Source organism: Peribacillus loiseleuriae, from assembly GCF_001183985.1.
Taxonomy (GTDB): Bacteria; Bacillota; Bacilli; order Bacillales; family DSM-1321; genus Peribacillus; species Peribacillus loiseleuriae.
This window is the reverse complement of sequence record NZ_LFZW01000001.1, coordinates 4,143,724-4,157,309: the sequence shown is the minus strand read 5'-3', so window position 1 is coordinate 4,157,309 and position 13,586 is coordinate 4,143,724. Positions and strand designations below refer to the sequence as shown.

Below are 13,586 nucleotides of genomic sequence, written 5' to 3'. Positions count from 1 at the left end.
TTCTAGATTGAAAGATTGGATTCCGCCTTTTTAAAATTAATATCTAAAAACCTTAACTTCAATCAGTAGCTACGGCTCAGGCTACGGCGAGTTAATTTCCAAAGGTCTTGGTATTACAGTAATCGGTGGTTTAACCAATTCGACGTTATTAACATTAATTGTTGTCCCAATCGTTTATGAAATAATATCTAAGCTACTCAAGAAAAACCGTAAAGAAGTAGAAGAGAACTAATGGTTTTAGCCCTACAAGAACATGATCTTGTAGGGCTTTTTTATTTAGATGAAAGTCATATCCGCTAAAAGGAATAACGAATCGAATCAAATAACTCGATGCGTTAATTTTATAATTTATTAAACCATCCATCATCAACAGGTTCTAACCAATCCGTTTCTCCTGGTGTCATTGCTAAGTGCACAAACCAACTGTCTTTTGTCGCACCATGCCAATGTTTTACATGTGGTGGAATATTCACCACACCCCCCATTTTGAGTAATTGAGCTGGTTTTCCTTCTTCTTGATACCAACCCTCACCACCTGTAACTAACAAAACTTGCCCAATTTTATGAGTGTGCCAGTTATTGCGAGCTCCTGGAGCAAAGGTTACATTCCCGATTGATGTATTGAGGGGCGTCGGATCGGTAAACACCATTTGTAAGTATGCATCACCGATAAAGTTTGCTTCCATCTTTTGTCCTAATGGGAAAATTGTGCTATTGCTTAATTGTTCGTTTGTCATTTTTAAATTCCTACTTTCTTTAACTTTTTCTAATAAAAAAATGATTATTCATACTTCATCCATAGCCTAGCTTCTTCAAAGCCATAACAAATCTACTTTTTCGCAGTATATCGAAGCCAGATACTATCACCACAAACAGGCTCGACACTTTTAAGCGAAAATGCTACAGGCGCTTTTGGTGGTAAATAGTCTGCCTTTTCAAAGAGTGTCACAGTACTCGTTTCGCCATCAGTCACTGGTGCCATCACGATGCTTAATTCATCTATTAATTCTTCCTGTAAAAATGACCAGTTGATAAAGCCACCGCCAGATAGCATGAGTACCTCAATCTCAAATAACGATTTTAGTTTTTCAACAGCTAACGTACAGTTTAAGCGATCGTCACCAGCAAAAATATAGGAGATTTCATACTTTCGTAAATACGCGATATAGGCATCAGACACCTTATTTGTCAGTACCTCAATAATGTGCGCTCTCGGTCTTTTCATGTAATCAACATAATTTTGTGTCCAACCTAGCTTGTCAGAAGGGTCAACAGAGACAATATACATTTCAGTATTTGGCTTTGCGACATAATCTGTCCGGGATAAACAGGAGCGTTTTCATCAAGCTCTGGTTGATGCCCCTTCGTGAAATTCTCCTCCATTGTGACACGTCCGCAAAGTCATGCATGTGGTTGATACGTAGCATTTGTACGTTCATATTCTTGATCTGCTAACCTTATTTCAGGTAATTTCATAAATGGACCTGTAATTTTACCGTTCAATGATGTCATCATATGACAAACGATGTAAGGACGATTAGCACTTTTTAAATCATATTGTGTGCCCATTTTAAAACCTCCATTATTAAAATTACATTAACCGACTTGTACTGTTGGACGAACAATTATTTCATTGATGCCTATCTCTGCTGGTTGCTCGATAGCAAATGCGATTGTATGGGCAATATTGTCAGCTTCAATCGCTACTTGGTAGAAATCATCTAAGCCTGCTCTCATTTCTGCCTCTGAAGTAGTGTCTAATAATTCACTGCTAATAGCCCCTGGCGAAATATTTGTTACACGGATATTTGTACCACTCATCGCTTCTTCTTGACGTAATCCTTCAGAAATGGCTCTTACCGCATGTTTCGTACCACAATATACTGTTCCACCTGGATAAATATTGTGTCCTGCTACTGAAGAAAGGTTGATAACATGACCTGATTTACGTTCTCTCATGGAAGGTAGCACTGCTGCAATTGTATAAAGAACCCCTTTAATGTTTACGTCAATCATCTGATCCCATTCCTCAATTTTTTTCTTGAATAGGAAAGCTTGTGGCATAATCCCCGCATTATTCACTAACACATCGATTTTTCCAAACTGTTCTAGCGCATATGCAGCTAGTTCTGCCAATTGTTCATGCGAAGTCACATCAGCCACTTTATAAATCGCTTGCCCACCATCGTTTTGAATCTCTTCTTGTAATTTTTTTAAACGGTCTTCACGACGAGCTGCTAGGACCAGCTTTGCACCTTGAGAGACAAGCTTTTTTGCAGTAGCTTCTCCAATCCCGCTAGATGCACCCGTAATAATGACAACTTTATCTTGAATATTAGACATACTATTTAACATCCTTTCTTAAATAAATGAGTTTTTAATTTTGCTCTTCTATTTTGCCGAAGGTAGTTAAGTTTGATTTTGGCGAAAATACATATTGATGCATTAATGCTCATCTGTGTATAATCTAAAATAAAAACAGGGTGTTTTCAATGACCAAATGACCACGATTCGTGCATTAGCGCACAAATCGATTCATATTGTGCAATTATTTTTAAGAAAGTTTGGTGACTCTCACAATGTCTAAAGTAGATAGAAGAATACTCAAATCTCAAGAAGCGATAAAAAGCGCTTTTGTTGAACTGATGTCTGAAAAAAATTTTGATGAAATTACGATGCAGGATATTGCCGACAGAGCAAATGTTGGCCGAAGAACCATCTATCTTCATTACACAGATAAATATGATCTGCTAGATAAGCTTACAGAAGAACATATTAACGAACTAAGTGAACTCTGCGAATTGGCAGCTGATATGAATTATATAGATGCCGAATTGTTATGGTTCAACTATTTTGAGCGCCATTATTTATTCTTCTCAACGATGTTAGCGAGCAAAGGGGCTCTTTATTTTCGTAGTCGGTTCCTTGAATTTGTCCTCGAAGAGTTAAAGAATGAAGTGAATATAAAAGAAGGAAAAAATCATGGCGAAGATGTTACTCTTCAATTTTTTGGAGCAGCGATCGTAGGTGTAGTGGAATGGTGGTTCAAGAATGGAAAGCCTTACTCACCTCAAGTTATGGCAGAACGAGTGGGGAGTTTGTTAGATAGGAATCTATAGTTATGCCATATAATAAACCTACGTTCGATTTAATGAGGAAGAGAGAGACTTAAGCTTACGGGCTCTAGTCCAAAGGATGAATAACCGTTTTTTGTTCATCATGAAACTTCCTCTCTTGGTTTATATTTCTTTTTTTTAAAACCTGTTTCTTACTGAGCATAAGGAAATCAGGGTTTCACATTCAGAAAACTATCTCGAACCACAATAAATTTAAATCAAGAACTGGTTGTAGTACATATGGCTCTTCCAGATACGCAATTTTTTCAAGTATTAACTTAAGGGAAAGAGTTAAAAATCATATCGAATATTAATCAGGAGGTAGAAAATGGAATTAAGAGTACTGCGGTATTTTCTGACAGTTGCACGAGTAGAAAGTATTACTCATGCAGCTGGAATTTTACATATAACACAGCCCACATTAAGCAGACAATTGGCGGATTTAGAAAAAGAGTTAGGAGCTCAACTACTTGTACGTGGAAAAAGAAAGGTATCATTAACCGATGCTGGTATGCTTTTATGTCAGAGAGCAGAAGAAATTCTTACGATTTCTGATAAGACAGAGAAAGAATTTAAAGATCAGAAAAATCTAGTTGGAGGAACAATATCTATAGGCAGTGTTGAATCACTGACATCGCAAGTTTTATCTAAATTGTTAAAAGCATTTTACAATGAATATCCACAGGTAAGTTATCATATTTTTAGCGGAACAGGGGATGATATAAAAGAAAAAATAGATAAAGGAGTACTCGAGGTCGGAATTTTATTAGAGCCTATCAATATTGAAAAATATGATTTTATCAGATTGCCACTAAAGGAACGATGGGGAATTCTTACAAAGACAACGTCTCCTCTTGCAGAGAAGGAATATGTGACTCCAAAGGATCTTATTGGAGTGCCTTTATTCATTTCTAGTCGAACTGTAGTACAAAATGAAATTGCTAGTTGGTTTTCCGATGAATATTCTCAATTACATTTTGTAGCTACCTATAACTTAATCTCAAATGTAGTTAATCTTGTGGAAAATGGTATGGGAACGGCAATCTGTATTGAGGGTGCTCTTATGATGAAGGATTCTGAACATCTTTGTTTTAGACCGTTTCATCCCGAACTCAAAGTAGGTTGTGTCATTGTTTGGAAAAAACACAAGATTTTTAGTCCAACTACTACTCGCTTTATTCAATTTATCAAACATGCCCTACAGGCATAATAAAGCATAGATTATAGGTATTGGATATAGTTATTTATGTGGTGCTAATATAAAGGTGTAAACGGATTCAGCCTTTTATTATTGCCGATAAATAACTTTTTTATTTTGTAAAAAAGTTATTGGACTAGTTATGTTATGGAGGTGAACAAGGTATAAGAAAGAAATTTTAAGCAGTGGTTATGACATAGAGGTTAAATCTTGTTTTAGAATTTATCTTTAAGCACAATGGAATAATTAATTTTACTCTTTTATTTTTACTTTTTGTATCAGCGCTTACTTAACATAACTAGCATTCAAGTTGGAATCATCTGAAGTACACAGAGGGAACATCCATAAATAAGTACCAAACATATCTATTCTTTTTGAATGCATACTCATTGTAATAGTTTACAGTTGATCAGTTATATTAGCAAAAATTTTAAAGAAAGAGGGCATTGTATGAGCAAAAAATATGAAAAATTAGCTCAGGGTATCGCAGACAAAATTGGTGGTAACGAAAATGTTTCGACACTAACCCATTGTATGACCAGACTTAGATTTGCACTAAACGATAATCAAAAAGCGGATCGAGAAGGTGTTAAAGCGTTAGAGGGTGTTATTAATGTCGTCGAAAGTGGAGGACAATTTCAGGTTGTCATTGGGATACATGTGGAAGAAGTCTACGAAGAAGTCATTAAGCATTTAAAACCCTTAGAAAATTCGGAGGGTAAATCGTCTAAAAAGAATAAAGTAGGTCTTTTAGACAAATTAATAGATTTTATTTCCGGAACGTTTAGTCCAATTGTTCCAGCTATTGCTGGCGCAGGGATGATAAAAGCGCTTTTAGCTTTACTCCTGTTGTTTCATTTAGTTTCAAGAGAATCCCAGACCTATTATGTAGTGAACTTCATAGCAGATGCCGCTTTTTATTTCTTACCGTTTTTGTTAGCTTATTCAGCTGCAAACAAATTAAAATGTAATCCTGTCCTGGCAATGGTGTTAGCGGGAGTATTACTACACCCTAATTTGGGGCAATTAAATACAGCTGGACAGTGGAGATTTTTGGAATTCCTTTAAGACTTGTTTCATATGGATCTTCCGTTATTCCAATTCTTTTAATTGTTTTAGCGCAGTCTTATATAGAACGATTTGTCAAAAAAATAATTCCAGATGCAATAAAAATTATCTTTGTACCGATGATTACCATTTTCGTAACTGCAATCTTAGCTTTAACAGTAATAGGGCCACTCGGTTCATTTGTCGGCGATTATATGGCGATGGGATTTGAGTTTTTAGGATCATATGGAGCTTGGTTGATTATTTTCTTGGTTGCTACCCTTTGGCCGATACTTGTTATGTTTGGTATTCACCATAGTATTGTACCTTTATCTTTAGCACAAATAACAACATTAGGATATGAAAATATTTTAGGTCCAGGAGCCATCATTTCAAATATTTCACAAGGTGTTGCTGCACTAGTAGTAGGTTGGAGAACGAAAGATACATCATTTAAACAAATCGCAAATACCGGTGGAATTACAGGTTTGATGGGAATTACCGAACCAGCACTTTACGGTGTTAACTTACCTAAAAAATATCCTCTTATCGCTGCTATGATTGGTAGTGCCTGTGGAGGGCTATATGCAGGATTAATGGGAGTTTCGCGTTATGCAACAGGTGCGTCAGGTATTCCAGCCATTCCACTTTACATCGGAGAAAACATTTGGAATTTATATAACATATTAATTGCAACAGTTATTACAGCTATTGTAACTGCAGTAGTTACCTATGTCTTAAGTCTTAAATATGAAAAAGATATACCTAAGCAGAAGGAAAATAGCAAAGATGATAAAACGCTTAAAATTAAAGATACAGTAATAACAAATCCAATTAAAGGTCAAATTGTTTCATTAAAGGATGTAAAAGATAATGCCTTTGCTTCAGAAGCGATGGGGAAGGGAATTGCGATTGAACCAAGTGAAGGAAAAGTGATAGCTCCTTTCAATGGGGAAATTGTTTCACTATTCCCTACGAAACATGCAATAGGCTTATTATCAGATGATGGAGTTGAAATACTCATTCATATTGGATTAAACACAGTCGAACTGAATGGAAAGTATTTTGAAGCTTACGTTGAACAGGGTCAAAGAGTCAGCCAAGGACAGACTTTATTGACGTTTGATTTGGAAAAAATTAAACAGGCAGGATATGTAACCCAAACCCCTATTATTGTTACCAATACTTACAATTATTCTGATGTGATAACAAATAACAGCAATCGAAATATTGATTTTAATAATGAATTGTTAATTTTAAAAGGATAACATTATTTAATTAAGGAGTGTATGTAAAATGACTTTAAGAGAAGATTTTCTGTGGGGAGGAGCAACTGCTGCGAACCAATGTGAAGGTGGATATTTAGAGGGGAATAAGGGATTATCTACGGTAGATGTTATTCCAGCAGGTAAGGACCGCGTTTCTGTAATGAAAGGTAAAATGAAAATGCTAGAATGCGATGACCAGCATGATTATCCAAGTCATGAAGCCATTGACTTTTATCATCATTATAAAGAAGACATAGCTTTATTAGCAGAAATGGGTTTCAAATGCTTCCGATTATCTATTGCGTGGACTCGAATCTTTCCTAATGGCGATGATGCAACACCAAATGAAGAAGGTTTGAAATTTTATGAAAATGTTTTTGATGAATGTTTGAAATATGGCATAGAACCTTTAGTTACAATCACTCATTTTGATGTACCTATACATTTAGTCAAAACGATCGGTTCTTGGAGAAGCCGTAAAATGGTGGATTATTATGAAAGATTATGTGAAATCATCTTCACTCGTTATAAAGATAAAGTAAAGTATTGGCTTACTTTTAATGAGATCAACATGTTATTACATCTACCTTTTGGGAGCTCGGGATTAGTGTTTGAAGAAGGAGAAAATGAAGAAGCTGTAAAATATCAGGCAGCCCATCACCAATTAGTGGCAAGTGCAAAAGCAACTGAAATTGCCCATAGAATAAATCCTCAATTTAAGATAGGTTGTATGTTAGCAGGTGCCAGCACGTATCCTTATACATGTGCTCCAGAAGATGTATGGAAAGCCATGACAAGAGATCGTGAACATTACTTCTTTGTTGATGTGCAATCCCGTGGGGAATATCCAAATTATGCAAAAAAGATGTTTGAAAGAATGAATATACACATAGAAATGCAAGAGGGTGATGTGGAACTTCTAAAGAAAAATACAGTTGACTTTGTTTCATTTAGTTATTATGGATCACGATTAACAAGTGCTGATCCAGAAGTAAATACACAAACCGCTGCTAATCTATTTCCAACATTACGAAACCCATATTTAAAAGCAAGTGAATGGGGATGGCAGATTGATCCACTTGGGCTTAGAATTACATTGAACGCATTATATGATCGCTATCAAAAACCATTGTTAATAGTGGAAAATGGATTGGGAGCCGTAGATACACCTGATGAAAATGGGGATATCGAAGATGAATATAGAATTGAGTATATTCGTGAACATATCAAAGCATTGAAAGAAGCGGTAGAAGAAGATGGCGTGGACTTGCTAGGCTACACTACTTGGGGATGCATTGACTTAGTAAGCTCTAGTTCAGGAGAGATGAACAAAAGGTACGGGTTCATCTATGTGGATAAAGATAATGATGGAAATGGAAGTATGAGACGAAGTAAAAAGAAGTCATTTCATTGGTACAAAAAAGTAATAGCTAGTAACGGTGAAGATTTAGAATAAAGACTTAAATAATGAATTTCAGGTATAAAGGGGCTTTTGCAAAAGACGGACTTTTACGGGCAGACCATATGTGTATAAAAAATCAGCCCTTTTAAATAAGTGGCACGGGATTGTTACTACAAGCAGGCAAAACTTAAATCGCAGAAATTAAGCACGCTTTGTGTCTTCAATTCTAGTGATTTAGGTTTTTCCTTTTTTGCTAAAATCAATTTAGCTTTAACGAAGTAACTTAAAATGATAGATGGAATAACATGAGATCTTTTACTCAAGGAGGAATGCAAATTGGAACGCCTATGGACGAAATCGTTTATTCTTATGACCGTAGGGATGTTTTTCCTATTCACAGCATTTTATATGCTGTATCCAACATTGCCACTGTTTATTAAAGAGATGGGTGGCAACGAATCACAGGTCGGTCTGGCAATGGGGGCTTTTATGCTGTCTTCTGTTATTTTTCGCCCGTTCGTCGGAGGGCTGTTGGACCGGTTCGGTAGGCGTCCGTTTATCGTCTGGGGACTGCTATTCTTCGCTATAGCAATGTACATGTACAATTGGATTGGCGGAATCGCTGTTTTAATGGTCCTCAGAATATTGCATGGGGTGACTTGGGCCGTTTCCACAACCGCGATTCTCACCGCGGTTACGGATTTGATTCCGTCCAAACGCCGTGGGGAAGGTCTAGGATGGTCTGGGATGGCGATGACTTTAGCTATGGCCATCGGCCCGATGTTCGGTCTATGGGTTGTACAGAACTTCTCGTATCATTCTCTATTTCTACTAGCAGTTGGAATCTCTGCCGCAGCTCTGTTCTTAACGTTTGGAGCCAAAACGTCTTTTAAGCCTCAAAAGAGGGCAAGGAAAATCGAACTTTTCGAAAAATCGGTTTTGCCCGTTATGGCATCAATTTTTTTGCTGTTTATCGCTTATGGCGGCATTACCACCTTTGTACCGTTGTTTGCCGACTCGATCAAGGTCAATTCCGGGACATTCTTTCTCGTTTATGCAGCCGCGCTTGTTCTAATCCGTCCCATTGCGGGGAAACTTTCAGACCGGTACAGTGAGACGTTTGTTATTATACCTGCACTAGTGATTACGGTTTTAGCTTTGATTGTCTTGAGTTTCTCGACCAATTTGTTCGGCGTGATCATTTCGGCGGTTATGTACGGGATTGGTTTCGGTTCCGCGCAACCTGCTCTTCAAGCGGCAACGATCCGTCTTGTCAGTCCAGAACGTACGGGGGTAGCCAATGCTTCATTTTCGACTGCTACTGACCTCGGAATCGGACTAGGTGCAATCATACTAGGTTGGGTTTCCCAGTACACGAGCTACCAAGTATTATTCACGGTCAGTGCCGTGTCAGTCGTGTTTTCCTTGTTGCTGTTCATTTTCTTTGTAAAGCTTTTGTTGAAAAGCAAAGAGCTTCGTGATCTAAACACCGGTTCACCTCTTTCCAAAAAAGGTTGATGTAACTTTACTATAAGGTTCGTTAATCGGAAAATCTGCAACATGCTTTTTGATACCATATATTAAAAGGATCTTCAATTGAAGACCCTTTTTTGCCGATAATGAATTTTATGAGATGGTGCCTCACGGCGTATTGTGTAGTTTGTTTAAGGTGCGAAGAGTTTATGCTTATTCTCTTTACAATTGTTTTTTTCTGACTTTATGTTTTTCTGTTAATAAAGGTGGTTCTATAAACTCAATTTTGCTCATTATTCTCTGTACTATTTTTGGAAGAAAGAAAGATCCAACAAAAGCACAAACGAAAGCTAGTGGCCAAATTTTTAACCATCTAGGCAAAAATTCACTATTATACCCATAGTTTATCGATACTATCATAAATGACATGAACAAAGACATACTAAAAGCCGATAAAAAGCGATAAGTAGTATTCCGATATTTAGAATTAATTTTCATTAATGACTTCCTTTTCAATTTATCAATTTAAATAAGGCTACTCTAAATTAAATTACTATGAATGGACTATTAGAGTGAAGAAAGGTCCACAAGCTCATATTGACGAAGAGTCTTGTTAATTTTGACCTCTTCTTGTGATCCTTGTTTTTTTTGTTTGTTCATTTCTTTATGCTCTTCCACATGTTCTTCTCTTGATACCCACTTTTTAAAGTGATCTTTACTCTTCCACTTTGCAACAAAGACATACTCAACTCGATCTTTGTTTTCTTTCAACCAGCAATCAGTTGATAGTAGTCCTTCGACATCGATCGTTTCCTTCATTGTTTTTTGAAGTTTTGTAATAATTTTATGCTCAATTATTTTATCGCCTTCAAAGCAAGCTTGACTGATAAACATAAGCAAATTCACTCCTATTGTTTAAATTAGAGAATAGAATAAGAATACCTTACTAAGTTAATATCTTACTAAATAAGATATTAACATAAATAAAAAACCTCGTCAATGAGAATCATTTTCACTGATGAGGTTTTTTGTTTATAAAAGTTCCTAGATCGTTCGTTCTCTAAACAAAACTAGGCTAGTGTATCATCTAATTTAGAGAATATACTAATAATCTTTTCAATGTCATCCTCTTCAATATCATCAAAGAGCTGAGTAAACATTTTGGCTTTCTGTTTAATAATTTGTTCAACTATGCTTTCTCCTTCTTTTGTGAGTGATAATTGTACCACTCTTCTATCAGCTTCTGATCTTGTTCGAGTAATTAAATTATGTTTTAAAAGGGTGTCAGTAAGAACTGTTCCGCCTCCCGAAGTAATACCTAGATAAGAAGTGATATCAGAAACAGTGCACATTTTTTTCTTAGAAAGATACACAAGAATCAATATATGACTGTCAGCAAGCTTATATTTTGTCTTAGGAAAGAATTCATTTTGTCGCTTTAATTTACGAAAAACTGTTTCAAATATTTCTTGAAACTCTTCTAGTTTCTTTTTTCTGTCTTTAGAATTCATTTTTATGCTCCTTACTGTTAAAAAGCTATATAAATACTATGCCACTTTTTATAAGGATTGAATAGATTATGTTTTCTTGGTTCCTGATATTATGCTTAAAAAGAAAACCAAAAGCAGGCTTTTGCTTCTTTATAGTGCAAGGGAAAGGACACCTGAATTAAAAGATGGATGAAGGAATTGTTAAGTGACAATGAATACTCCCGCCACCTCATTTTCTAACAAAAATTTGAAGTGGGGGTTTCTAACGTATCGAACATTTCTGAACGCTTAACGTTAGTGGAGTTGACACAGTGGTGTGCTATAAACATCCAACCCCTCTATCCCATTGGTCTTGCCGTTGGGACTTCTTTTTTCAGCTTATTGGGTTCACACAGTTGTGTGCCTCGGCTGTTAGTTTTAGCTTGAACATTTTACGGTACGAAGCCTTTCTCGTACTAACCTCATATGTTCAGGAATATTGCACCATAAGAACACATGTTTCGCTACGCAAAAAGGCCATTCACCCCTCCCTACTCATTGGGCTACGCCCTTCGCATTCCTTCAGGAAGAGTTACTCTTGCCTGAAGTTGATAGATGAAATACAAGTGCATTTTTGTTAAACAGAAAAATGGTAACGGTCGTTTCCTTGAATAAGCATGTTTCTATTTGGGAACAAGTATGCTGTAATAGTGATAGAACAATCGTTCATCCTGTTCTAAGTAGTCAAAGAAGTGAGGAATTGATCGTGAAAAAATTTAAGAAGTTTTACTTAGAGATTACAAGTGTATGTAATCTTGCTTGCAGCTTTTGTCCGCCAACAGAACGGCAGAAGCAATTCATTTCTGTGGAGGATTTTTCTAAGAGATTAGACCAAATTAAACCGCACACAGACTACATTTATTTACATGTAAAAGGTGAGCCATTGCTCCATCCTAAAATAGGCCAATTGTTAGACGTAAGTCATGAAAAAGGGTTTAAAGTTAATATTACAACCAATGGAACATTAATTAATAAAAAGAGGGAAAAATTATTAAATAAGCCTGCGCTAAGACAAATGAATTTCTCACTCCATAGCTTTGATGGCCATATTGGTTCTAAAGATAAGGAAGGGTATGTGAAAAGTATCCTTTCTTTTATTAAAGAAGCAACGAGCCAATCAGAAATGATTGTTTCCCTGAGATTATGGAACCTTACACAAGACAATACGACGAATATTGAAAGAAAACGAAACAGAGAATTACTAGAAATGATTGAGAAAGAATTTGATTTAGACTACAAAATTGAAGAGAAGGTTGTACCAGGAAGCGGCGTGAAAATTGCGGACCGCATCTTCATCAATCAAGATTACGAGTTTCAGTGGCCTGCGTTACATGAAGAAGAAGATGATGGGAAGGGCTTCTGCTATGGCATGCGAAATCAAGCAGGTATTTTAGCAAACGGAACTGTTATTCCTTGTTGTCTAGATGGTGAGGGAGTTATCAACCTTGGAAATATTAATGATCATTCATTTTCTGATATTATCGAGATGGATCGAGCAAAAGACCTGGTAGATGGTTTTTCACGAAGAGTGGCAGTGGAGGAACTATGTAGAAAATGCGGATATCGTAAAAGGTTTGGAAAATAGATAGGCAAATCGCTAGGATTTAGTAAGTTAGATGAAGTCATTCCAACTCATTATCTCATTTAGATATAACGCGAAATGCTTGGAAAATAAAACGAATCATTAGAAAATGATTATGTTAGATCGTATTAAGAGGCCGAGGCTGTCCTAATTACAGGACAGCCTCGGCCTCTTTTAATTAATTCACTTCATATTCACTTCATATTCACTCACATTGCGCTCGACAACTCTTACCCCTTTCGCACTCATGAATGATCCGGACGCTGTTGTGAACACATTGCTCGCTATGACTGCATCCATAGCCGTTTTCACTTTTTCTACGTCAACCGGTTCAATTGGATCGGCAACGGAAAGTGTTGCTGATTTACCGCCTTCGGTTAGAAACAATAATTCCAGTGTTTTTGCCATTTTCTTCACCCCTTTCTTTCCTTAGAAAATTAATTAGATAGAACAGTTGTCCCGATTTGAGCGACTTTTGCGAGAGGATGCATTTGTAACCCTGCGATCGCTTCAGCTGCCGCTAAAATATCATCTGAAGCAGCATCTGTTTTTACATTGGAAAATGATTTACGCTTCACAATCGGTATGCCTTTTTCATTCATGCCTGTTTCAAACTCTAAGCGGATCGTTACAGCTTCAAGAATTTCAATTGCCACGTTGCTCACCTCCTTTCACTTTCTTTATAAGCGTTAAAACGAAAAAAGTAGCATGGGTAAAAAAGTTTTTAAAAGGGATTCTAGATTGAAAGATTGAATTTCAATTTTTTAGAGAGTTAAAGGAATCCGCTTCAATGGTCGCTTAGAGCCTGAGTTTTGCGGTCTTATTTATTTAAATTGACAGAATAATTCAGTTCCCTTATGGTTGAATGGAAATAGATGGGGGAATGGCTGGCGGTAATGTGGAAAGTAAATAACCGCTATTATTTCGCTAACACAAAGGGGAAAGGGAGTAGCATGTTTAGAGAGAATAGG

Annotated in this window: 16 protein-coding genes; 7 read left to right on the top strand and 9 right to left on the bottom strand. The window is 36.5% G+C overall.

What is annotated here, in order from left to right; genetic code table 11:
* Positions 1-341: 341 nt before the first annotated feature.
* From AC625_RS19195 to AC625_RS19185, 4 genes are all read right to left on the bottom strand, one after another.
* Positions 342-737 (bottom strand): cupin domain-containing protein, encoded by a 396-nt coding sequence (locus AC625_RS19195; protein WP_049682753.1) that lies wholly within the window; start codon positions 735-737, stop codon positions 342-344.
* A gap of 92 nt (positions 738-829) precedes the next feature.
* Positions 830-1,225, bottom strand: coding sequence for a dihydrofolate reductase family protein (locus AC625_RS27455; protein WP_218971226.1), 396 nt, complete (start codon positions 1,223-1,225; stop codon positions 830-832).
* Positions 1,226-1,401: 176 nt separating this feature from the next.
* Positions 1,402-1,569 carry a hypothetical protein gene (locus AC625_RS27450; protein ID WP_218971225.1) on the bottom strand — a complete coding sequence of 56 codons (168 nt, stop codon included), beginning with the start codon at positions 1,567-1,569 and terminating at the stop codon, positions 1,402-1,404.
* A 27-nt stretch (positions 1,570-1,596) separates the two neighbouring features.
* A complete protein-coding gene (locus AC625_RS19185; RefSeq protein ID WP_082191172.1) occupies positions 1,597-2,343 on the bottom strand; it encodes an SDR family oxidoreductase in 747 nt (248 codons plus the stop codon).
* A 236-nt stretch (positions 2,344-2,579) separates the two neighbouring features.
* On the opposite strand from AC625_RS19185, the gene AC625_RS19180 reads away from it, so the two are divergent.
* From AC625_RS19180 to AC625_RS19155, 6 genes are all read left to right on the top strand, one after another.
* Entirely contained in the window at positions 2,580-3,119 is a 540-nt protein-coding gene (locus AC625_RS19180) for a TetR/AcrR family transcriptional regulator (protein ID WP_049682751.1), read from the top strand.
* 325 nt (positions 3,120-3,444) lie between these two features.
* Entirely contained in the window at positions 3,445-4,326 is an 882-nt protein-coding gene (locus AC625_RS19175) for a LysR family transcriptional regulator (RefSeq protein ID WP_049682750.1), read from the top strand.
* 438 nt (positions 4,327-4,764) lie between these two features.
* Complete coding sequence (locus AC625_RS27900; RefSeq protein WP_049682749.1) at positions 4,765-5,382, top strand: PTS transporter subunit EIIB; 618 nt, start codon at positions 4,765-4,767, stop codon at positions 5,380-5,382.
* A complete protein-coding gene (locus tag AC625_RS19165) occupies positions 5,358-6,629 on the top strand; it encodes a glucose PTS transporter subunit IIA (RefSeq protein ID WP_049682748.1) in 1,272 nt (423 codons plus the stop codon). The genes AC625_RS27900 and AC625_RS19165 overlap by 25 nt, the downstream gene beginning before the upstream one ends.
* A 28-nt stretch (positions 6,630-6,657) precedes the next feature.
* Positions 6,658-8,085: a 6-phospho-beta-glucosidase gene (locus AC625_RS19160; RefSeq protein WP_049682747.1), complete on the top strand. Its 1,428-nt coding sequence runs from the start codon at positions 6,658-6,660 to the stop codon at positions 8,083-8,085.
* A gap of 282 nt (positions 8,086-8,367) precedes the next feature.
* Positions 8,368-9,549, top strand: a complete 1,182-nt coding sequence (locus tag AC625_RS19155; protein ID WP_049682746.1) for an MFS transporter — start codon at positions 8,368-8,370, stop codon at positions 9,547-9,549.
* A 177-nt stretch (positions 9,550-9,726) separates the two neighbouring features.
* Here the strand turns inward: AC625_RS19155 and AC625_RS19150 are convergent, their stop codons facing one another.
* The 3 genes from AC625_RS19150 to AC625_RS19140 all read right to left on the bottom strand — a co-directional run bounded on the left by AC625_RS19150 (position 9,727) and on the right by AC625_RS19140 (position 11,015).
* The gene (locus AC625_RS19150) at positions 9,727-10,002 is read right to left on the bottom strand and encodes a DUF2798 domain-containing protein (protein ID WP_049682745.1); all 276 of its coding nucleotides are present in this window, start codon (positions 10,000-10,002) and stop codon (positions 9,727-9,729) included.
* A 69-nt stretch (positions 10,003-10,071) separates the two neighbouring features.
* Entirely contained in the window at positions 10,072-10,398 is a 327-nt protein-coding gene (locus AC625_RS19145; RefSeq protein WP_049682744.1) for an antibiotic biosynthesis monooxygenase, read from the bottom strand.
* Positions 10,399-10,574: 176 nt separating this feature from the next.
* A complete protein-coding gene (locus tag AC625_RS19140) occupies positions 10,575-11,015 on the bottom strand; it encodes a MarR family winged helix-turn-helix transcriptional regulator (RefSeq protein ID WP_049682743.1) in 441 nt (146 codons plus the stop codon).
* Between the two features lie 724 nt (positions 11,016-11,739).
* On the opposite strand from AC625_RS19140, the gene AC625_RS19135 reads away from it, so the two are divergent.
* Positions 11,740-12,618: a radical SAM/SPASM domain-containing protein gene (locus tag AC625_RS19135; protein ID WP_049683827.1), complete on the top strand. Its 879-nt coding sequence runs from the start codon at positions 11,740-11,742 to the stop codon at positions 12,616-12,618.
* Between the two features lie 180 nt (positions 12,619-12,798).
* Here AC625_RS19135 and AC625_RS19130 read toward each other — a convergent pair whose 3' ends face one another.
* Both AC625_RS19130 and AC625_RS19125 read right to left on the bottom strand, forming a co-directional pair.
* Entirely contained in the window at positions 12,799-13,023 is a 225-nt protein-coding gene (locus tag AC625_RS19130; protein ID WP_049682742.1) for a DUF2922 domain-containing protein, read from the bottom strand.
* A 29-nt stretch (positions 13,024-13,052) separates the two neighbouring features.
* A complete protein-coding gene (locus AC625_RS19125) occupies positions 13,053-13,271 on the bottom strand; it encodes a DUF1659 domain-containing protein (RefSeq protein WP_049682741.1) in 219 nt (72 codons plus the stop codon).
* Between the last annotated feature and the right edge of the window lie 315 nt (positions 13,272-13,586).